This is a genomic window from Schlesneria paludicola DSM 18645, from assembly GCF_000255655.1.
Classification (GTDB): Bacteria; Planctomycetota; Planctomycetia; order Planctomycetales; family Planctomycetaceae; genus Schlesneria; species Schlesneria paludicola.
Window position 1 is genome coordinate 2950809 of the sequence record NZ_JH636434.1, and the last position, 22957, is coordinate 2973765.

Sequence of the window (22957 nt, forward strand, 5' to 3'; positions counted from 1 at the left end):
CCGCGCGAACGGTTCGCAGTGAAAGAGACAACGATCCTTGTCAGTTTACCGGCGATTCGATGGACTTGCGATTCGATCGGAAGGCGCATCATCCAATGAGATGATTCGACCTGAAAACGCTGCGTTGTTATGCGCCAAAGAGATCTCTGGGCGAATTCCGATCTGCGCTGGGAACTTCCGCAACGGCGTGTATGATGCGAATCCGGTTTCTCGCCGCTCCCTCAACCAACTGAATGTCCTATGACTGCTTCAACCAACTCGCCGCCGTTGGAAGGTCCTTTGCGTACAGAGAATCGCCTCACCAATTCCGGCCGAATCCTGATGTTGATCACCGCATTTCTGGGTTGGATGTGTGCCGGATTTCTCTTGTCGATCACGTCGGTCGCCCTGCAGCCGGCGGCAATTGACCTGTTGGCCCGGACAGGCCAACTCGATCAGGCCCGCTACTTTGAACTCAGCACGCGTTCCAAACAGAAACCAGGAAGCCCCTCAGCCTCCAGCGTTCCACTCACCGAGACCGACACGCTGGAACTTCAACGCGGAAACATTCTCGTCGGAGAATGGGTGGCCTGGCTCAAGTGTGCATTTCTGTTTGGTGCCGCCTTGGGCGGTCTCTGTTTCGGCGCAATCGGGGATCGATTCGGACGAACCAAAGGGATGGGCCTGGCGATTCTGACCTATTCGATCATGGCCGGTGCCGGCTATTTTTCGGCGCGCCCGGTCGACCTGCTGGTTTGCTGGTTTCTGGCGTGTATGGGCGTCGGTGGCATGTGGCCCAACGGAGTCGCGCTCGTCGCCGAAGCCTGGTCCAGCCTCTCACGCACCGCATCGGCCGGCATCATCGGTTCTGCGGCGAACATCGGCATCTACGCCATGTCGTCACTGATGATCTACTATCCTCCTGTACCGAGCGGGGCAGGGGCCTCGGTTTCGAAGATGTTTCTGTCCCTGACCAATTTCCAAGGCGGCCTGTCATTCACAAAAGTGGCGCCCGTCCCCACCGACTGGCACTGGGTCATGATCTTCGCAGCGGTTCCGGCCGTACTGGGGCTCTTTTCGCTGATCGCGGTGCCCGAATCACCACTCTGGCTGGCGCGTCGTGCCGCTGTTGATTCGACGGCCAAAGGCGCAGCAGGAAAAAACGCGGTAGGGACACGAGAAATCTTTCGGCCCCCCTACCTGTGGATCACGATCATCGGAATTTCCCTGGCAACGATTCCGATCATCGGTGGATGGGGCAGTTCGGACTGGATGGTTCAGTGGGCAGATCGAGTCGGCGATACGAATCCGTCCCTCAAAGCCGACGTCAATCGCGCCCGGGCGTTTACAGGAATCGTGGGTTGCTTGCTGGGCGGCTGGATCGCCAGTCTTGTCGGCCGACGACTCACCTATTTCCTGACCAGCCTGGGTGCGCTGTGCCTCGCTCAGTACATCTTTCGATTCGTTGTCCCGACGGACGCGTCGTTCTTGTGGTGGGTCAGTGCGCTGGGACTCGTCAATGGCATCTACTTCGGCTGGCTGCCCTTTTGCTTGCCCGAGCTCTTCCCAACGCGAGCCCGTTCGGCGGGTGCCGGAGTAAGCTTCAATTTCGGACGAATCCTGACAGCCGTCACGGTCTTCGCCACCGGTGCCCTGATGAGCTATTTCAAAGGGGACTATGCCGAAATCGGCCGCGTGACCAGCCTGGTCTACGCCATCGGCCTGGTCGTCATCTGGTTCGCCCCTGACACGTCGAAGAATCGACTGGAAGACTGACGCTCGGTTGAAATTGCGGAACAGGTGTCGTGGCTTTCCCCAAGCCATGGCGTTTTTTGATCTTGCCAGAGTGATCAGCCAGTTGAAGTAAGCGGGACGGCGTTCACAATGTCGTGGCGTTACTTAATCTGGCCGAAGCCAGTCTCCGTTACGTCAACAGGCTGCCAGTCCCCGATGTTCAATACGCGTCTCATTCCCAGGCTGCGATATTGCATTGCAAAAAGAGGTCGCCGAGTCTGGATTCTTCAGGTCGTACTGATACCTGAGTTGTTTGCAAATCGAAGTTGAACAACCCTTGGCAACAGCATAAGCTAACGTTGATATATTTGAGCCCCTCACTCCCTCCTGATCTCGCTCGGTCGGGACGGCTAAGGCAACGGTTTCGATGATCAATTGCCACCTCAGAGCCATCCTTTTCACGATTTGTGTTCACTCGGTCTGTTCCACGTTGGCTCAAGCGCAAGTCCGCGTAACTCCGACGTCGATCACCCTTGATCGGCCAGAATCATCTCAGCAGATGCTGATCACGGAATTCTCTGAAAACGGACAGATTGACCGCACGCGCGAGGCGAACTACTCCGTCTCCAATCCCAAGCTCGCGCGCGTGGATCAAAATGGTTTGGTCTATCCGTCATCGGAAGGTTTCACTGAGCTTGTCGTTCGCCAGGGAGATCAGAAGGTCACGATCCCACTGACAATCACCGGGCTCGTGACGCCCATGCCTGTCTCTTTTCAATTTGACGTTCAACCAATTCTGACGAAAAATCGCTGCAATTCGGGCGGCTGTCACGGCAAAGCAGAAGGGCAGAACGGCTTCAAGCTAAGCCTGTTCGGCTTCGATAATGAGTCTGATTACGACGCAATCGTCAAAGAAACGCGTGGTCGCAGAATCAATTTCGCAACTCCTGACTCAAGCCTGCTCCTTGTCAAGGGAACGGCGAAAGTCCCACATGGCGGTGGCTTAAAACTGGATCGAGATCGCTCTCGATATGAACTGCTGCATCGTTGGATCAGAGAGGGCGCCCCATTTTCATCGACGGCCGATCAACCCGTCGTTCGAATCGAAGTCGAGCCTGCCGAGCTTGTCATGCAGAGGAGAGGTACACAACAACTGCGCGTGACATCGGTTGATGCCGCCGGACGACGGCAGTGCGTGACCGCCGCGGCCGATTACATTTCCAACGCACCACAGATTATTTCCACAACACCGACCGGATTGATGGAAGCGACTGAAGTGCCTGGCGAAGCGGCGATTCTCGTTCGCTATCTCGATCAAGTCAGTGTTTGTCGGATCACGTTGCCCCAATCCATACCGTCATCAAAGCGGCCCGCAGAAAAGAACTTCATCGACAAGCACGTGGGAGACAAGCTTGTCCGTCTCGGCATTCCTCCCAGTGATCCAATTGACGATTCCGTGTTCTTGCGTCGCGTATCGCTCGACTCGATCGGCACGCTGCCGACCGCGGCAGAAGCACGTCGATTCCTGGAGGATCCAGATCCCGAAAAGCGAAGTCGTCTGATCGACGAACTGCTTGCGCGTCCCGAGTACGCGGACTACTGGACCATGAAATGGGCCGACATCCTGCGGACCGACAAGCTGAAGATCACACCGCAAGGCGCTGTGGGAATGACGCGTTGGCTGCGTTCGAAGATCGCCGCCAATCAGCCCTTCGATCAGTTCGCCACCGACATCTTGCTCGCTCAGGGACCGATCCAGGCAGAAAGTCCGGCAGGTTTCTTTAAATCGCTCGAGACACCAGAAGTGACGGCTCGTTCCATCAGCCAGTTGTTTCTGGGAGTGAGAATTGAGTGCGCACAGTGTCATCATCATCCCAGTGAGCGATGGAGTCAGGACGACTATGCGGGTCTTGTCGGCTTCTTCACGGGTGTCTCGGTCAAGAAACTTCCGAACGGAACCGAAGCCATCATTGCCCAAGCGGGGGTCGACCAGAAACATCCCCGCACGGGAGAACCCGTTCATGCTCGTGCCCTCGGCGCACCTCGGGCCGACTTTACGGGAATTGGTGATCGACGCCGGGTGTTCGCGGCATGGATGACGAGTCCCGAAAATTCCTACTTTGCGAAGGCGATTGTCAATCGAATCTGGTCCCACTACTTCGGGCGAGGGCTCGTGACTCCCATCGACGATATGCGAGCGACGAATCCCTCAACAAATGAGCCGCTGATGAACGCGCTCGTCGCACATCTCAAGGATGTGAAGTACGACATCAAAGCGTTCACCAAAACACTGCTCGCGTCGCAGACGTATCAGCTAAGCGTGGCAGTCACAGAGGCCAATCAGAATGACAATCAGAACTTTTCACATGCGATGCCAAAAGCGATGGCGGCCGAAGTCCTGTTGGACGCGCTGTGCCAGGTGACAAACGTGCCCGAGAAATTTAATGGATGGCCTGAAGGTTTCCGCTCCATTCAGGTCTGGGACAACCGCATGCCATCCTATTTCTTTCGTATTTTTGGTCGACCGGTTCGAGCCAGCGTCTGCGAGTGCGAACGCAGCAATGAACCCAGTATTTCACAGGCATTGCACCTGCTGAATTCGCCCGAAATCCAGGACAAGATTTCACACAGACGCGGGACAGCACGTGCATTGGCGACATCGTCACTCAGCGACGAACAGATCGTCGAAGAGATTTATCTAGGCACATTGACACGTTTCCCGACTGCGAAAGAACGCGACGTTTTAAAACAGGCCTTCGCAACAGAAGGCATCACGCGACGTGCTGCGGTGGAAGACATTTTCTGGTCAGTCCTAAATACAAAAGAATTTTTGTACAACCAATGACAAACAGAACATCGAGCGTGGTGAACAATCATCACGGCGTGGCACCGTGACACGGTCCGGCGATGGAAATATTGTGAACGTTGTGAAGTCAAATCGATCTCACGCGCAGCGTCATCGTGAACAAGATCTGAGAAAGAAATCAGCATGTTGAACATCCCGTTCGGCCCGGCTCTCGGATCGTACTGCGACAAGCTTTCAAGGCGTCAGATGCTTCGGGTTGGCTCGACCGGCCTATTCGGTGGCCTCACGTTGCCACAACTGCTGCATGGCCAAGACGCCTCTCCAACAAGCCGGCCCGCGAAAGCCACCTCGTGTATCTTCATCTTTCTCGAGGGTGGCCCGCCCCAACAAGACATGTGGGATCCGAAACCTGAGGCCCCATCGGAAATTCGAGGCCCTTTTCAAACAATCCCGACGAAAACTCCGGGCGTCTTTTTCAGCGAGCATTGCCGCGAATGCGCGAAGATCTCAGACAAATTCACGGTCGTCCGCAGCCATTCGCACGCAGATAACGGACATTCGACGGGCTACTACTACGTCATGACGGGACGGAAGCCCACATTCCCCGACGGGGAAAATCCCATTCCCACGAACGATGTCTTTCCATCGTTGGGTGCGTTCGTTGGAAAAGAACTCGGCTCCAATGGCCGGGTTCCCGCGTATATCAACATGCCTCATCCCATGTCCGCTGGAGGACCTGGCTTTTTGGGTGCCGAGTACGCACCTTTTGTCATCGAGGCTGATCCCAGTCAGCCCGACTTTGAAGTCAAAGATCTTGGACGAGTGAATGGACTCTCGAATCGGCGCGTCGAGTTACGGCAGCAATTGCTGGCAGGGCTCGAGCAGGAACGCCAACGCATCGGACGGGCGGCCGCCATGTCAACGTACTACTCCAAAGCTTACAACCTGATCAGTTCGCCCGAGGCACGCAAGGCGTTTGACATTCAATCGGAACCAACACCGATTCGCGAATCCTATGGGATGACACAAATTGGCCAATGTGCATTGCTCGGTCGACGCATGGTCGAAGCCGGTTGTCGCTTTGTTGGAATCGACGCTCCCGGTTGGGACGTTCATTTCAATTGCTTTCCGAGTCTATCTGGAGATTTGATTCCGCCCACGGATCGTGCATTCGCCGCATTGATCAAAGATCTGGAACAGCGCGGCATGCTCGACACGACATTGGTGGTCATGATGGGCGAGATGGGACGAACTCCGCGCATCAATGCTCAGGCGGGACGCGATCACTGGTCCATGGCGCAGTGTGTCCTGTTTGCAGGTGGCGGGGTGAAGCCCGGCCAGATTATCGGTGCGACCGACGCTCAAGCCGCCGCACCAACTAACGATCCAGTGAGCATTCCCGATTTGCTCCGCACGATTCATACCTTAATGGGAATTGATTCAAGCAAAGAATATCCCGATCCGCTGGGTCGCCCCTTCCCACTGGTCAACGGCGGCAAACTGATTCCTGGGCTTATTGCATAGCGGAGTGATGGGTGCGTTCGATCGTCAATTCACGATCCTAACGCGTCAGATCCATCCGATTGAACATTCTCAGCCTGCGAGAGCCTGCATGACAACTCTCTATGCCAATCCCCCAACGAGGTAATGTCCGTTGTTCAAGTTGACATCGTTGACGTTCTGGGTTCGCGGTATCGCGGTCGTCAGCCTGAACCTCATTGGCCTGACGGCGGCTGACGCACAACTCGCACCCGAAATCGGCTACATCCATCCTGCCGGAGTTCAAGCTGGCACAACAACTGAGGTCACGCTCGGGGGATATGATTGGACGCCCGACATGCAGATTTTCTCGCATGACCGGCGCGTGAAACTGGAACTGATCGGACCACCGACACCCGTGCTCATCTCAGAGCCACCCTACTGGTTTGGTGCCAAGGCACGGGGTTACGCATGGCCCCTGCCGCGAGAATTCCGCGCTCGCCTGACGGTGGCTCCAGATGTCCCATCAGGGTTCGTTCGCTGGCAAGTCGCCAATGCAAACGGCGTGTCGCCTCTCGGACTCTTACACGTCGGTTCGATTCCGGAAGTGCAAGAATTTCCGCACTCTGACGGGCCTCAATTTCTTGAGCGACTTCCGGTAACGGTCTCCGGAAAAATTCAACGTATCGAAGATGTCGATCGGTATCGGATTCATCCGCCCAGCGCCGGGCCAATCACGGTTGAACTGCTGGCACGTCAGCTGACGTCGCCGACAAATCCAATGGCCCTGCATGGCATTTTTCGCGTCCATGATGATGCTGGTCGATGCGTCGTCGACGCGGCCGCCACCGAAGGACTGGATCTCCGCACGACATTTGCGGCAGAGGCGGATCGTGACTACATCCTGTCATTGCATGATCTCGATTTTGCGGGAGATCGGTCCTATGTCTATCGCCTGGTGATTACGCCCGGCCCCGCTGTCGCGGCGGCCTACCCTGCCGCAGGTCGACGAGGCGAGACGCTAACCGTTCAGTTTGTGGGATGGGGAATCGCCACTGGGAAAGCTCAGCTCGAATCTGTCACGCGCGAGATCACATTTCCCTCAGATCCAAGTGCCGAATCGGTTGAGTATGTTCTGGAGACGCCATTCGGTAACGCCAAGCCGTATTCGTTCGGCTTGAGCCAGTCCTTGGAATTGGTCGAGGGCGTTCCATTCACCGACTTGCCTGCCGCCATGACCGGCAAACTGGACATCCGATATGGTTCGGATACTTATCCCGTTTCATTTCGAAAAGGAGATGTCTGGCAGATTCGTGGCATGTCTCGCACGGCAGGTCTTCCACTCGACATCGAATTGCGATTGCTCACTCCTGACGGAAAAGAACTTCTCACCGCGGATGATTTACCAGGCACGACAGACGCCGAGTTGCTGTTCACAGTTCCTGAAGATGGAATCTATCAACTGGTCGTCTCTGATCGCTCAGGCCGCAGTGGCAATGACGCCGCAGCATATCGCGTCAGCATCGAACGTCCGCAGCCGAGTTACTCGATCATCATGCCGGATCTTCTCAGCATCCCGCTCGGCACGTCTACAAAGCTACCCGTCACTGCGACACGTCATCATGGTTTCGTGGGCCCGATCACGATCGAGATTCAAGGTCTTGTCGAAGCCATCACCGTTTCATCGCCGCTGTTGATTGCTGAAGACAAGAACGAACTGGCAATCGAGTTGGCGTGTAGCATGGATGCGGCCGCATCCGCCAGCCTTGTCACCGTCACTGCCACCTCCAGTACCAAGGACACAACAAACACACGATTGATCAAGACTCTGGTTGTGGCGACGACCATGAAGCCACGAATCAAGATCACTCCAGAGGGACTTGACGATGTCAGCAAGGTCCATCGCGGCAGCACGCACCTCTTTCCCCTTCTGATTGAGCGACTTGAGGGTTTCACTGGCGAGATCACGCTCGAGATGACCGCCAAACAACAGCGACATCGGCAGGGACTTGCCAGCGAGGAATTAGTCGTCGGCCCCTCGATCAATCGTGTGGAGTATCCCATCTTCGTACCAGAATGGATGGAAACGACGAAGACGAGCCGGATGATTCTGAACGGTGCCGCTCAAGTCGCCGACCCGAAGGGGAATCTCCGCACGCTGCTTCAGCGAATGGAACTACGCCTCGGCATGTTGCCCGAAGGTGCCCTCATGAAATTGGCCCACAGTCTTGGCGAGTATCACGTGCAACTCGGTCACGATCTTGTGATTCCGCTGAACGTTTCTCGCGCCGCAGAACTGCAAGAGTCGATTGTCATCGAAGCAATTCTCAGTGAATCGCAAACGGGTCGCATCGCGACGACGCCGATATCTCTCGCGCCGCACGAAACATCGGCATCGATGAAACTTCATTTTGAAAACGACGCCGCGCTTGTTGGCGAAACGTCCGTTCTGATTCGCGCAACGGCCAGACAGCGCGGCAAATGGCTCGTCAAATCGGAAACCACTGTGCCGATTGAGATCAGAAAATAGTGACACGACCGACGTGGGCGCGGCACCAGCCTCGTCGATATTGTCGGCTTGGTTTCCATTCGGTTCACCCCCGATGGATCAAAGAATCCGCTGGAAGATTGAGCTGCGCGACCGTTCGACTGCATGTGATGCAAACAGTTCCCTTGTTCCCCACGATCAAACCGCGTCGTCGAGGTTGCGATAGAACAACGTCGTACTGCAGTAAGTTCCACGAGGCATCAGTGCATAACGAGGAATCTCACCCACGCGGATCCAACCAAGTCGCGCATAAAGCCGTTCGGCATCACTTCCAGTGACTGTATCGAGCACCAGCAGTGTCTTACCGCATTCTCGCGCCACCTCTTCCGCAGCCCCCATCAGCGCCGCCCCCACCCCCTGTCGGCGTGCGCGATGATGGACCAGCATCTTCGCGAGATCGGCGCGATGAGGTTGGTTCTCCGGAAGGTCAAGCACAAGCTGCACCGTACCGCAGATGCCCCGCGCATCTGCGGCCACCAGAATCGCACGGCCGCCAGCGGACACCTCGTGTGCCACTCGCCGCCAGAATCCCACTGCCCGATCACGTGACAACGGGTCCATGAAACTGACCGAGGCGCCGCCTTCAACGCAGTCCACAAGCAGATCGGCAAGCTGCTCAACTTGCACCTCATCAACCGCTTGCAAACGCCGTACTGAAAAACTCGACATGACTATCGTCTCCACGTGAGAGCATCCGAAGCGACCACCACGGCATACCGTGCGCGTTTCCGAGTCGGATTCTGAAAGATCGTTGGACGATCCACTTGCATCGCCAGGCAATCTCCTTCGTGCAATCGATGACGCTCGTCACCGACGGTGATGTCGATCGAACCTTCCAGTACCCAAATCTGCTGGTACACGCAAACATCACGCATACCGGACTCGAAGACCACGCGTTGGCCTGCCGGAAACAGAACATCAACGATCTGCATCGGTTGCGATATGCCGGGTGGTGAAACATTCCGCCGTACGTAGCCCGATGCGGGATCTTTCCACTCGGTCTGAGCTTGCCGACGCGCCACCGGTTCTCGCGTCAATGACTCGGTACTGACGGGATCGAATAGAGACGCCAGTGGAACGTTCAAACCCACCGCAAGTTTCTCGAGTACCACGGCCGTCGGACTGCTCTCTCCTCGCTCGATTAGCGAAATCATGGAACGACTCACGCCACTCTTGCTGGAAAGTGCTTCCAGAGAAAGAGCCTGTGCCGTTCGCAGTCCGCGAATTCGCTCGGCAATCCGTTGATCAAGGTTGTCCGTGACGTCTCCCATAGTGGAATTAGTATCCACTATATTGGATTCAGCGTCAAGAGTTTTACTCGTTCCCCTGGTTTTTCTCGCCCCTAAGCTCCCACTTGGGAACGCTTCCTACACATTGGAAATGTGGAAGTCGGTCTGAGGCCACTTTCCTGCAAGTTAGAAAATCGAAGCGGAAGAAACGTTCCCAAGCGGGAGCTTGGGAACGAGGCCGACGAGGCCGCATGGATTCCACAAAGGCGCACGGCTTCCCTAAAGGGGACTGGCTCCGCAAGGTGCCAGTCCCCTTTAGGGAAGCCATGCCGTAACGCAGCCGGGCTCGCCTCGCGGTTTACATGGGCGAGATGCCCCGTTCAGGCCAGAACTTCGCGGACGACGTTTCCGTGCACGTCCGTCAGACGGAAGTCGCGGCCCGCATGCCGGAACGTGAGCTTCGTATGATCGAAGCCGAGCAGATGCAGGATCGTGGCATGCAGGTCATGGACATGAACAGGATCTTTCACCGCGCGATATCCAAAATCATCGGTCGCTCCATAAACCGTGCCGCCTTTGACACCCCCACCGGCCATCCACACAGTAAATCCCCAGTGGTTGTGATCGCGTCCACCGCCTGACTTCCCGTTGACCAACTCGACGGCCGGCGTCCGACCAAACTCGCCGCCGCAGATCACCAACGTCTCTTCAAACAGCCCGCGCTGCTTCAGATCGGTCAGCAACGCGGCAATCGGTCCATCACATTCGTTGGCCAGATTGCGATGGCCGTTCGCAAGGTCATTGTGACTATCCCACGGCTGAACATCCCCGTGGTAAAGCTGCACAACCCGCACGCCTCGTTCGATAAGCCTTCGAGCGAGCAGCAATTGTCGCCCGTGCACACCGCTCCCGTAGGCATCCAAAACATGCTTTGGTTCCTGCGACAGATCGAATGCATCGGTCGCTTCCATCTGCATGCGATACGCAAGTTCGAACGCTTGAATGCGAGCCTCAAGTTCCGGTTCATCCGTCCGTGATGCCTGATGCTGCCGATTGATCTGCTGTAACAAATCGAGCTGACGTCGCTGATCGCGACGGGTCACCGCATGATTGGCGATATGCTCGATCAGTTCCTCAACCTGAGTCTTGCGCGTGTCCAGGTGTGTGCCCTGATACACTCCCGGCAGAAACGCCGCGCGCCAGTTGGAAACGTCCGCGACTGGCAGCCCAGGACACATCGCGATGAACCCGGGTAGATTGGCATTCTCTGTTCCCAGCCCATACGTCGTCCATGCCCCTAGACTGGGACGCGACAGCCGTTCGTCCCCGCAGTTCATCAACCGCATCGATTGTTCGTGGTTCGGCGTATTGGCATGCATCGAGCGAATGAAGCAGATGTCATCAACGTGCTGCGCGGTCTTGGCAAAAATCTCGCTGACCTCCATCCCGCACTCACCGTACTTGGCGAATTTGAACGGAGATGCCATTGCCGCTCCCGTATGCCGTTCGGTCGTCAACTTATTGTCCGTCGGCAACGGTTGCCCGTCGTATTTGGCCAGCATCGGCTTGGGATCGAAGGTATCCACCTGCGATGGGCCGCCGTTCAGATAGATGTGAATGATGTGCTTGGCGCGTGCCGGAAAATGAGGCTGTCGCGGCGCGAGGGGTGAGATCACCTGCGGTGCAGCAGAGCCTAGACTTGCGTCAGCAAACAGTGTGTGCAGACCAAGTAACCCCAAACCGGTTCCCGTCTGTGCCAGCATCTGGCGGCGATTGAAAAACATGGCACATCTCCTCAGTCGACATAGATCAGTTCGTTTGAAGACAACAGGATTTGCGAGAGCTGTTCCCAGGGGGAAAGCTGCGAGGCGTCGTCCTTCGGCAGTGAGACAAATTCGACTGCCGCGGTCAGATCATCGGCCGACGGATTTCGCTGGAATGCGATTCGGTACATCGCCACCACCCGTTCAGAGGGATCGACGAGCGCCGCCACATCGGGCCGCGCCGTCAGTGATTTCGCCTGCTCGATGACAAAGGGCGAGTTGAGCGCGAATAGCGCCTGCTGTGGAACCATGGTACGCACACGCCGCTCGACCGACTGATCGGGCGATGCGAAGTCGAATGCCCGGAACGTGCCGGGCAGGCTCTGGCGATCAACCATCCCGAACACCGTGCGACACCGGCTTTGTGGATCGGTGACATCAACGGGACGCCCTCCCTGGCGCAGTTCCAAACGACCAGATGCCGCAAGCAGCGAATCGCGCATCGCCTCAAAACTCAGTCGCTGCCGATTCGCCCGAGAAAGCAGACGATTTTCGGGATCGCTCTCGCGGGCCCCGGCAGCCCCTTCGGTGGACGCTTGCTGATACACACTGGACAGCATGATCCGTCGATGCAGCGTCTTCAGTGACCAGCCATCGCGAAGGAACTGCGAAGTCAGATGGTCCAACAGTTCCAGATGAACCGGTGCGGCAACGCGTTTCCCGAAATCACTGGGCGACGCGACGAGCGGTTCACCGAAATGCTGCATCCAGACTCGATTGACGATCACGCGTGCCGTCAGCGGATTGTTGGGTGAGGCAATTGCATTGGCCAACTCCAGCCGCCCGCTTCCTTGTGTAAACGGCTGCGGTCCGCCCGGTGACAGGATCTCTAAGAACTGACGAGGAACCCGGCGCCCCGGTGCGGTGGGATTGCCGCGTACAAAAATGCGCGGTTCGAATGGTGTCTCGGTGTCGACCAGCGACATCGCCCGCGGCGGTGCGACAGGAGACTGCACCGCCATGCGATCCAGTTCCTGCAGCTTGCCTCCAAACTGATCGGTCTCTTGCCGCGACATGTAGCGCCGCGTTTGACTCTTCGGAAAATACGTCGGGCTTTCGCGACTCGCCAGCACGTCCAATAGCTGCGACTGAGCCTCGGTCAATTGTGGTGGTGAGGATGTCCCGGCCCCCGCGATCTGCGACTGAGAGTCCGTATAGACTTGCTTGAGCAACTCACCATAGACGCGAGCAACATCGGTGCGGTTGGCAATCGTCGCCTTGCTCAACAAGTCGCGGACGAGCGGATTAACCTGCCCCGGTTTGATTCCTTCCGGCTTGGACTTCCATCGCTCGATCACTTCGGCAGCTGGCTGAGCAAATGGTGGCGACGATGCAGGAGAGGTGACGTCGTCGATCTTGGCGACCGGTAGTTCCATCAAGTCGTGCCAAGGACCGAAGACGGGATCGTCCGGCGTTGCTCGCTGATCGAGATACTTCCGCCAGCGGGCGATGACGGGCGGACGCAAATCTTCAGGCGCCAGCGACAGGAAAAAGATGGCCGTTTCGAGCGGATCGGGCTTGGTGGTCGCGACACGTTCGAGATAGTCGCCAACCCGCTGACGTGCCGTATCCGACAAGAGCGCGAACTGCTCGTCGCGAAACTTGCGGATCTCTTCCCGTTTCGCGGTGGCCTGCTTCTCGAACTCTTCCGCCTCGGGTGCGATGGATGTGACCGCCAGCGGCAGTTCCAGTGGAGCTTCGGTGCTCGCGAAGACGCCATACAGCGAGTAATAGTCCGCAGTCGCGATAGGATCGTATTTATGATCGTGACAACGAGCACAAGCCACCGTCAGACCCAGAAATCCTCGAGTGACCGTATCAATCTCGTCATCGATGATGTCGTGCACATTGTTGTCATACATCCGGCCAAGCGTCAGGTATCCAATCGCGGCCAACCGCCAGGGTTCCACTTTCGGCTCGATCAGATCCGCGGCAATCTGCTCGCGCACGAACTGATCAAACGGCGTATCCTCGTTGAATGCACGAATCACGTAGTCACGGTACGTGTAGGCGTACGGCCGGACGCGATCGTCTCCGTACATCAAGACACCGTCCTTCGAATCGGCGAACCGCGCCACATCCAGCCAGTGTCGCCCCCATCGTTCGCCATAGCGAGGCGATTGCAACAGACGGTCGACGACCTTTGCAAACGCGTCACTCGTCGGCGCCGGATCATTGATGAAGTCCTGGGTTGCCTCCCAAGTGGGGGGCAACCCCGTCAGATCATAGGTCGCACGCCGCAACAGCGTGCGACGATCGGCCGCGTTCGACGGCTTCATCCCCGCCTCTTCGAGCTTGGCGAGAATGAACCGATCAACGTCGGTTCGTGGCCATGCATTATCGCGCACGACAGGCGGCGCGGGATCGGTCACCGGGTGGAACGACCAGTGTTGGCGATCGGCATCCGAGATCGAGAACTCTTTGCGGGACCCCGTCAATGCGCCGGCGTTCGGCCAGGGAAGTCCCTGTTCGACCCACGTCGTCAGGGTCGCGATTTCGTCCGCTGACAACGCCTCGCCCGGTGGCATCTTCAGCGGCCCCGAACGCAAGACCGCTTTGATAAGCAAACTCTCGTTGGGAGCCTTGGCCACTGCGGCCGGCCCCGTCGAACCACCTTTCAGAACGTGTGTCTGCGACGTCAGCTTCAGACCGCCTTCAGGGTCACTGTCACCATGACACTCAAGACATTTTGAAACGAGCAGCGGCCGCACCTTCGATTCAAAAAAGGTATCGCCGTCATTGGCTTGAGCGGACGTCAACGAGGCCGCCATAACGACAAGCCACGTGCCCACCAAGCCAATCCCCGTTTGCCATGTCGCTCGGCGTGTTGAACACCAAGTCGTGGACACTTGTCGGCAAGCAAGTCGATTCGTGGTCGCCGAGTCAAATCTCATGCTGGGCGCAGCGAAGAGATCGCCTGCGAAAATGTGATTCGTCTTCATCGTCATGTTTCTGTGGATTCCAGTAAACTTGATGGCAGACAACAGGGCAGGGCCATTTACGAGGTCAACGAGGGGGGAGTCCCATTCGTTCGCGATGGCATTCAATATGAGTTCGCAACGCATGTTCGGCATCACGGACGCGACCGGCCTTCAGAGCGTCGATAATCTCTTGATGGCCGTTGATCCCGTCAGACCACTCGGCCTTCTTCAAGCTTTCGCGGAACCGGCGAAAAAAGACCGCCAGCAGATCGGTAAACGCCATCAGGGGCGAAAGCCCGCTGGCACAGACCAGTTCGCGGTGAAAGGCGATGTCCAACTCAACCCAGCGAGTGAGGCTGCGAGCCTGATTGAAGTCCGCGTTGATAGTGTTCAATCGATCGTAGATTGAACCGTCCTGTTTCATTCGTCGGGCGACGTGCGGAATCACACCCGCCTCGATCAGCACGCGCGTATCGATCAATTCGTGAGGACAAACGTCGTGCAGAGCCGGGTGAAAGCCCAGATACTCGGTCACGCGCTCCATATTCACGCTGCCGACGGTTAAACCACGCCCGGGCTTGGCCTCAACGATCCCCAGAAACTCCAGTGACTTCGTCGCTTCGCGTAAGCTCAGGCGGCTGACACCGAACTTCGCAGCCAGTTCCGTTTCCGTCGGCAGCCGATCACCTGAACTGAGATTCTCATCGAGAATAAAGTTTTTCAGTCGATCAGCGACAACCTCGCGCAGCTTGGATCGTTCGATTGTTTCGACCATTGCGGGATCTCGGGAAGGCGGTTTGTGGGCAGGGCCAGTCATCTGGCGGTCGAGGCAGATCATTAGATTATCAGACAATCTTTCCTCGTCAAGAACTCCCCATGCGGCTCGCAACGAATTCGGATGGCGGTTGTGACGTATTTTGAAGAGCGGTAAGCTGCATTTTCGCGTCCGTCGGAGCATCTGACCCGCGCATCGGGCATCAATTTTCGGATTCAAGAACATTCGAATCAGATATTGCGGACATCTTCGTTCACTCTCCTGCACACAGAAGACCCCTTATGCGAATCGCGACATCTCTGATCGTGCCGCTCGTTCTGACCACAACTACATTTGCACAGCAGTCGCCTTACGAAATCACGTTACCCGCCGCCCCCCCCTACTATCGCATCCGGTATGAGTCGTCCGAGAAGCCGGGCGAACTCGCATTCCCCGTGAGCTATACACTCTGGGTTCCGCCGGGCCTCAAATCGGTACGAGGAGTGGTGGTTCATCAGCACGGATGTGGCGAAGGATCTTGCAAGTCGGGGCAAACCGGCGCGTTCGATCTGCACTGGCAGGCCCTCGCCAAGAAGCACGATTGTGCCCTGATCTCTCCCACGTATGAACAACCAGAAAAAGCCAACTGTCAGCTCTGGTGCGATCCTCGGAATGGATCTGATGCGACCTTTCAGCGATCCCTGAACGAACTGGGGGCGATGTCCGGCCATCCTGAGCTCGCGCGTGTGCCGTGGGCATTGTGGGGGCACAGCGGTGGTGGACACTGGGCGGGTGGCATGCTGTTCTTGCATCCAGAACGTACCGTCGCGGCATGGCTTCGTTCAGGAGTTCCCGCCGTAACTTCCGAAGAAGGTAAGCCAATTCCTTATACGATTTCCGATGCGGCCTGCCAGGTCCCCGTCATGTGCAATGTCGGTACCCAAGAGGGTGTCACCGTCAAGGACGGTCGCTTTGCGGCGGTCTGGCCGGGAGTCGACATCTACTTTAAGACTTTCCGCGCGAAGGGGGGACTTGTGGGAGTGGCCGTCGATCCCTTGAGTGCTCACGAGTGTGGCAATCAACGCTACCTGGCCATTCCCTGGCTGGATGCATGCCTCACCGCACGCCTGCCAGACAAACAGGGTGAACCGCTGAAAGGCATACCGGCTCGAGAAAGCTGGATTGCTCCGTTGCATCTCGGCGAACCAAACATTGTTGCGCCCGTACCGTCGGAGTCGTTCACGGGCGTCCTCGAGAATTCCGTGTGGCTTCCAAACGGAACGATCGCCGCCGCATGGGTCCAATATGTCAATGACACGGCGGTGACCGATACGACACCACCTCCGGCCCCCAGCAACGTGCGGCGAAACGGAAACACTTTGACCTGGAATGCCGATGCCGACCTCGAAAGCGGCCTCGCCCACTTTATCATTGAACGAGACGGACAATTTCTGGCGAACGTGCCAGAACACGCGAAGAACCCGTTCGGCCGCCCGATCTTTCAGAATCTGCAATACAGCGACACGCCCACGCAACCTTTGATACTCATGCAGTTCACAGACGATAAACCAGAACCAGGCAAGACTCACCAATATCGAGTGATCTCCGTCAATACGGTCGGACTGCAATCTCAATGAGTGACTCGTTCACTTTCACTTGAGGTCAACGCCGTGCCGCGACTTCGCGGACGCAGTGCCTTTCAGTTCGATTGCCGGGAGGTACGCGTCGACTCAAATCGTACGCAGAGTCTGCTTCTCGATCGGCGGGTCACTTCTTGAAATGCGGGGCCTGGATTCTTGTCGCGGAACTCGACGCACGCGTCGAACCCCACGATTCAAATTCGCCTCCCTAGTTTTTCCGTGAACCTTTTGCACCGTTTCTGCGTCTAGATCAGGATGGCCATCTCGCCAGCATCAACAACGAACCGTTCCAGCACGAATTTCACCCGTCTCAAGCGTTTTGACGATCATGATGTTTTCACGACCGATCTCCGCCCGCAAATACAACGAAGCACACCCGTCGTTGAACGCATCCAATCTGCGTTCAACGCAACCGGCGCGCGCCCTGTTCTGGAATGAGATTTCCGAGAACTCGGCAAGCAATGGCCTGCAGAACGAGGCCTCGTTGTCCCCCCTGCGCACGTGACATCGGCACTTCGCCCGCGAGCGTTCAAAGCCCGGTGTCACACAGATGACACCGGGCTTTTTTCGTCGATTCAATCGACGCTGTTCAAATCGGTCCTGTAGTCCAACGGTAGGACACCAGTTCGGAATTCTGGCGACGATGGTTCGACTCCATCCAGGATCACTGTGGATTTTGCGAGTTCTGGCGTTACGCGTTGTACAAAAAGATCACACGATCGAACTCAGGAATCCGTCACCCCTGTCTGGCCTCGCGGTTGAAATCGACCGCGGGGCGGGGAGTTTTCTGCCATGAGGAACAAACAGCATCTGAATGTCGGCACCATCGGTCATATCGATCACGGCAAAACCACACTGACGGCTGCGATTCTTGCGGTCCAGGCGTTTAAAGGTCTTGCTAAGGAAAAGGCCTATGGTGACATCGCCAAGGGTGGAACGGTCCGCGACCCCACCAAAGTCGTCACCATCACCACCAGTCACGTCGAGTACGAGACCGACACGCGACACTACGCCCACATCGACTGCCCCGGCCATGCCGACTACATCAAGAACATGATTACCGGCGCAGCGCAGATGGATGGCGGAGTGCTGCTGATCTCGGCCGCGGATGGTCCGATGCCACAAACGCGAGAGCATATCCTGCTGGCGCGGCAAGTGGGCGTGCCCGATCTGGTCGTGTTCATCAATAAAGTTGACCTGGTTGACGATCCTGAACTGATTGAACTTGTCGAACTCGAAACACGAGATCTCCTGACAAAGCACGGTTTCGACGGAGCGACCACGACGTTCGTCCGAGGCAGCGCCCGTGCGGCTTTGGCCAACCCGGGTCACGCTGAAGCGAATCGTTGCATCGTCCAATTGCTGGCCGCACTTGACCAGCTTCCAGAACCGACACGGTTGGTTGATCGACCGTTTCTGATGCCGGTTGAAGGGGTCTTTACGATCACCGGACGCGGCACGGTGGTGACAGGCAAGATTGAACAGGGACGAATTCAAACAGGTGACAAGGTCGAGATCCTTGGTTTGGGGGGGCTTCAAGACAGCGTCGTGACGAGTATCGAAGCGTTCAACCAGGTGCAACCACAAGCATCGGCCGGCGAAAACGTCGGATTGCTGCTGCGTGGAATCAAAAGTACCGACGTCGAACGCGGACAAGTCGTCGCGGCGCCCCGTTCGTTGACAACCCACACCAAATTCAAGGCGGAAGTGTATGTGTTGAGTTCGGAGGAAGGAGGTCGGCATACGCCATTCTTCAGTGGATACTCGCCACAGTTCTTCTTCCGAACCGCTGACGCCACCGGTCACGCAGAACTTGGCAGCGATGCCCAGATGGCGATGCCCGGTGACAATGTCTCGCTGGTTGTTGACCTGTTGAAGCCGGTCGCGATCGACACGGGTTCGCACTTCGCAATCCGCGAAGGGAACCGAACTGTCGGGTCGGGTGTCGTCACGGCGATTCTTGACTGACCGTTCCAGAACGGCCGTTGGCGGCGAATACCGTTGCCAACGGCCGCTTCTTTTCGAGTGACGCTTCAACCGCGTCGGTATCACTGATCCCTGTGAAGTTGGAGAAACTCATAGCGGAATAAAAGAGAATGGAAGATTACAGCTTGACAAGATTCATCGGAAAACAATAAAACACGACTTAATTGATATTTATTTGTGCTGACTGGTTCACCAGACGCACCCGCTACCTAAAAAGCAGGGGGCTCTGACGTTGATCCCAGCACTTCACGCACGTATCCGGACCCGTTCCGTTTTGGCTTCGTTCATCGCCTTCGCGTCACGAACAAGGCTGAAACGCGTCCTGAACGCTCTTGGGATTCTTAAAGTCGCACGCGCCCGGTCGTTTTCAGCGGCGTGTTCAGGCCTCTCTGCGGACCGTGATTTCATGGCGGTTGCGCGGTTGTGTTCTGCCGTTCAGACCTTTGTCCATGCGCATTGATTCACCGCTGCGCATTTTCTGTTCGGTCCATCCTAATGGAGTTTCGAAAGATGTTTCTGAAGAATTTTGGGTCAGAATCCCCATTCCGCTCGACGTACCAAATCACGGCTCGACACACCTTGGCAGCGAATGCAAGTCGTCGCATTCGTCGAAACATCGGCTTTACGCTGATCGAGCTATTAGTCGTCATCGCAATTATTGCCGTGCTGATTGCCTTGTTACTACCAGCCGTCCAACAGGCCCGCGAAGCGGCACGAAGGACTCAATGTAAGAACAATCTGAAGCAGATCGCTCTCGGGATTCACAACTATCATGACGCCTTCGGATACTTCCCGATTGGCCACCATTACATTGGTGGCTTCGACGGAAACTTGACTGACAATAACGGCGGTTCGGGATTTGGCTGGGGCTGGGCAATCCTTCCCTTTGTTGATCAAGGAAACCTGTTCAATCAATTCAACCCGTCACAGCAGGCCGCAGAGACAGCTCCGACCACTCCCGGAGGAACAGTCTCAAATGTTGTGCTCTGCCAGACGGTCATTCCGATCATCAGTTGCCCTTCCGACGTGAAGCCAGCCCAAGGGCATGATGTTCCAAACACCACGAACCTGGATGATGGGGCAATCCCCAAGAACGCGACCAGCAGTTATCAAGGAAGTGCGGCGTCATTTGACGGCTGGTCCGGCGACAATGCCGGTGTCGGAGCGGATCTTCGACAATGGAATGGTGTGTTCGGGCGTTCCAATAGCGGTGCACGACGGATTCATGAAGTGACCGATGGAACCTCGAATACCTTTCTGGTGAATGAAACGAAATTCAAAATGGACTCGACCGGCGAGAATCGTTCTCGCTGGTATGCCGCCATTGATGGAACCCCCGGCGCGGCTCAAGGAGCGACCGGCGCGACGAACGCCCTGATGGATGACGGACAATGGGCCATGAATTGGACGGCGGCTCAAGGAAATCCGCAGCCGCATCGAACCGCAGGAAGTTCACACATCGGTGGTGCTCACTTCGCGATCAGCGATGGATCGGTTCGATTTGTCAGCGAGCAGATCAATCATACATCAAGGGCCTTTGTCTCGACCGATCCATTTGATTCAACGAACGGCGGCGTGGGCTTTGGCCTCTATCAACGACTGTTTGCGATCTCAGATGGTTGGACCGTCAGTGAGTTCTAGTCGCATCGTGCTCAAGACCGTCACAAGGTGACAGCGGTGCTGGCGGGCGGGAATACCTGTCGGAGACTCGTCAGGTCTCGATTCGCGTCCGTCAGCCGCTGCCCTTTCTGGCGCCACAGTCACGGCTGAGTCGCTTCTTATCCAGTGCCCGTTTCTCATTCTCAACCAATGACGCAGGAAAGTAGGTTACCTTGCGGTTAGTCCAATCTCTGTCAGCGCGTCCCATCGTTTGGGGTTTGTTGGCGGTACTCCTCAGCATGACATGTTCCGGTTGCTGGAATAGGGGACCGAAAATCGCCACGGTTCGCGGCACCGTCACCTTGGATAGCGTTCCGTTGCCCTATGCGGCCGTGGTCTTCAACCCTTCGAATGGCCGACCGGCGGGCGCCACGACGGACGAAAATGGCAAATTCTCGCTGAACTTTACCGAGGGTCGTCAGGGGGCGTTGCTGGGAACGCACCGCGTGATCATCACGACGCGCCGCGATCCCTGGAAAGACAAGAATGGAAAACCCCAGCCAGGATCAGGCGAGAAACTCCCGGCGATCTACCACTCGCAATCGACTCTGACCTTTACTGTCGAAGCGGGCAAAGACAACATTGCCAACTTCGATTTGAAGTCTTCTGAGAAACCAGCAGGATCTTAGCGACACATCGACGCACCGGGTCAGCGTCCTCCCCCCCAGGCACAAAACGCCACGCGACTGTGAACAGTAGGCCAACGATCACCCAGACTTCACTGGGCCGCCAAAGGAAGTTGAACTCAAATGACCAGAAAGAACTCAAGCCCAGTCAAAGCCGTCGTGCTGCTGATGCTGACCTGTGTTTCGGCCGGTTTGGTGAATGCGGCCGAAACATCTCGTCGCCCGAACATTGTCTTGGTCTTCGCCGACGACTGGGGAAGGCATACGAGTGCCTACGCCAAGCTTGACGGAGCCGGAACGGTCAACGATGTCGTGCGTACCCCGAATTTCGACCGCGTGGCTGCAGAAGGGGTGCTGTTCCGCAGCGCGTTCGTTTCTGCCCCCAGTTGCACCCCCAGCCGCAGCGCTCTGATTTCCGGGCGTCATTTCTGGGGGACCGGACGAGGCTCGATTTTGCGTGGCGAGTGGGACGGAACCAATCCTGCATTTCCACTCTTGCTGCGCGATGCCGGCTATCACATCGGAAAAACGTACAAAGTCTGGACCCCAGGCAATCCGCCGGACGCACCATTCGGAGGTCGCCAATACGCCTTCGAAGAATCGGGGCGACGGTTCAATAACTTTTCAGAGAACGTGACAAAGCTGGTGGCCGACGGAAAAAACGTCGGCGACGCGAAAGAGGAGCTCTACACGGAAGTCCGCGGGAACTTTGATTCCTTTCTGGCGGGCCGCAAGCCGGACCAACCATTTTGCTACTGGTTCGGCCCCACCAACGTCCATCGCAAATGGGCCAAGGGCTCCGGTAAGGCGTTTTGGGGAATCGATCCGGACGGACTTCAAGGAAAGCTCCCGCCGTTTCTGCCTGACGTTCCGGAAGTTCGCGAGGATCTGGCGGACTACTTCGGCGAAGTTGCGGCACTCGACGCCGCGCTGGGACTGATTGTCCGGAAGCTCGAACAGATCGGTGAGTTGGATAACACGCTGCTGGTGATCAGCGGTGACCATGGAGCAGGCGGCTTTCCGCACGGAAAATGCAACCTGTACGACTTCGGGACCAGAGTTTCATTGGCGATTCGCTGGGGCGGTGCACGTGGCGGGCGAGTTGTCGACGATCTCACCAGCCTAACCGATCTGGCACCGACGTTTCTCGAACTTGGCGGCGTTGCCATTCCCGAAGGAACGACGGGCCGCAGCCTGGTCCCGATCTTGACGTCGAATCAGTCGGGTCAAGTCGATCCGCAACGGACTGCCGTTTTCACGGGACGCGAACGGCACGTCGAAAGTGCCCGTGCGGGTTATCTTCCCTATCCACAGCGCGCCGTGCGCACGTCAGACTTTCTGTACATCATCAACTTCCGCCCGGACCGCTGGCCTCTGGGAGACCCGTATCGCCTCGAGAGCGACAAACCACCAAGCGTCAGCGAGATCACCGAGGACACCCGCGTGACTCTGGCGGATGAAGATGCAGGTCCAATGAAGGCCTGGCTCGTCAGCCAGCGTCACGATCCACGTTGGAAGACTCATTTTGAATGGGTTTATGGCAAACGCCCCCGCGAAGAACTCTATGATCTGAGAAGCGACCCACATCAGGTCAAGAATGTTGCAGATGAAGCCAACTATGCTCAAACACGCGCGAAGCTCGAGGCTCAGTTGCTCGATGAATTGCGACGAACACACGATCCACGACTTGTCGACGACGGAAAGTACTACGAGACACCGCCCCTGGCCGGCGCCCCCAGCAATCCAGCAGACCGCTAATCAGGATTTTTTTGA

14 protein-coding genes and 1 tRNA gene are annotated in these 22957 nt (G+C 56.8%); 10 read left to right on the plus strand and 5 right to left on the minus strand.

Annotation, left to right across the window (positions count from 1 at the left end; all coding sequences use genetic code 11):
* The first annotated feature begins 240 nt into the window (after window positions 1-240).
* The 4 genes from OSO_RS0114550 (at window position 241) to OSO_RS0114565 (ending at window position 8528) form a co-directional block, all read left to right on the plus strand.
* Entirely contained in the window at window positions 241-1755 is a 1515-nt protein-coding gene (locus tag OSO_RS0114550) for an MFS transporter (protein WP_010584001.1), read from the plus strand.
* Window positions 1756-2140: 385 nt separating this feature from the next.
* Window positions 2141-4558 carry a DUF1549 domain-containing protein gene (locus tag OSO_RS0114555; protein WP_010584002.1) on the plus strand — a complete coding sequence of 806 codons (2418 nt, stop codon included), beginning with the start codon at window positions 2141-2143 and terminating at the stop codon, window positions 4556-4558.
* A gap of 144 nt (window positions 4559-4702) precedes the next feature.
* On the plus strand, window positions 4703-6043 hold the full coding sequence (locus tag OSO_RS0114560; RefSeq protein WP_010584003.1) for a DUF1501 domain-containing protein: 1341 nt from the start codon (window positions 4703-4705) through the stop codon (window positions 6041-6043).
* A gap of 130 nt (window positions 6044-6173) precedes the next feature.
* The gene (locus OSO_RS0114565; protein WP_010584004.1) at window positions 6174-8528 is read left to right on the plus strand and encodes a PPC domain-containing protein; all 2355 of its coding nucleotides are present in this window, start codon (window positions 6174-6176) and stop codon (window positions 8526-8528) included.
* A gap of 156 nt (window positions 8529-8684) precedes the next feature.
* Here OSO_RS0114565 and OSO_RS0114570 read toward each other — a convergent pair whose 3' ends face one another.
* The 5 genes from OSO_RS0114570 to OSO_RS0114590 form a co-directional block, all read right to left on the minus strand.
* Complete coding sequence (locus OSO_RS0114570) at window positions 8685-9215, minus strand: GNAT family N-acetyltransferase (protein WP_010584005.1); 531 nt, start codon at window positions 9213-9215, stop codon at window positions 8685-8687.
* 2 nt (window positions 9216-9217) lie between these two features.
* On the minus strand, window positions 9218-9817 hold the full coding sequence (locus OSO_RS0114575; RefSeq protein ID WP_010584006.1) for a helix-turn-helix domain-containing protein: 600 nt from the start codon (window positions 9815-9817) through the stop codon (window positions 9218-9220).
* A gap of 338 nt (window positions 9818-10155) precedes the next feature.
* The gene (locus OSO_RS0114580) at window positions 10156-11559 is read right to left on the minus strand and encodes a DUF1501 domain-containing protein (RefSeq protein ID WP_010584007.1); all 1404 of its coding nucleotides are present in this window, start codon (window positions 11557-11559) and stop codon (window positions 10156-10158) included.
* An 11-nt stretch (window positions 11560-11570) separates the two neighbouring features.
* Complete coding sequence (locus tag OSO_RS43545; RefSeq protein WP_162130543.1) at window positions 11571-14390, minus strand: PSD1 and planctomycete cytochrome C domain-containing protein; 2820 nt, start codon at window positions 14388-14390, stop codon at window positions 11571-11573.
* 214 nt (window positions 14391-14604) lie between these two features.
* The gene (locus tag OSO_RS0114590; RefSeq protein ID WP_162130544.1) at window positions 14605-15336 is read right to left on the minus strand and encodes a FadR/GntR family transcriptional regulator; all 732 of its coding nucleotides are present in this window, start codon (window positions 15334-15336) and stop codon (window positions 14605-14607) included.
* Between the two features lie 239 nt (window positions 15337-15575).
* Between OSO_RS0114590 and OSO_RS0114595 the strand changes: the two genes are divergently transcribed.
* From OSO_RS0114595 to OSO_RS0114635, 6 genes are all read left to right on the plus strand, one after another.
* Window positions 15576-16910, plus strand: a complete 1335-nt coding sequence (locus OSO_RS0114595; protein ID WP_010584010.1) for an alpha/beta hydrolase — start codon at window positions 15576-15578, stop codon at window positions 16908-16910.
* Between the two features lie 599 nt (window positions 16911-17509).
* Window positions 17510-17580: transfer RNA gene (locus OSO_RS0114605), tRNA-Ser, on the plus strand.
* A gap of 125 nt (window positions 17581-17705) precedes the next feature.
* The gene (tuf, locus tag OSO_RS0114615) at window positions 17706-18881 is read left to right on the plus strand and encodes an elongation factor Tu (RefSeq protein WP_010584012.1); all 1176 of its coding nucleotides are present in this window, start codon (window positions 17706-17708) and stop codon (window positions 18879-18881) included.
* 528 nt (window positions 18882-19409) lie between these two features.
* Window positions 19410-20540, plus strand: coding sequence for a DUF1559 domain-containing protein (locus tag OSO_RS0114625; protein WP_010584013.1), 1131 nt, complete (start codon window positions 19410-19412; stop codon window positions 20538-20540).
* A gap of 257 nt (window positions 20541-20797) precedes the next feature.
* On the plus strand, window positions 20798-21187 hold the full coding sequence (locus OSO_RS0114630) for a carboxypeptidase-like regulatory domain-containing protein (RefSeq protein WP_010584015.1): 390 nt from the start codon (window positions 20798-20800) through the stop codon (window positions 21185-21187).
* A 120-nt stretch (window positions 21188-21307) separates the two neighbouring features.
* Entirely contained in the window at window positions 21308-22942 is a 1635-nt protein-coding gene (locus OSO_RS0114635; RefSeq protein WP_010584016.1) for a sulfatase family protein, read from the plus strand.
* Window positions 22943-22957: the final 15 nt, after the last annotated feature.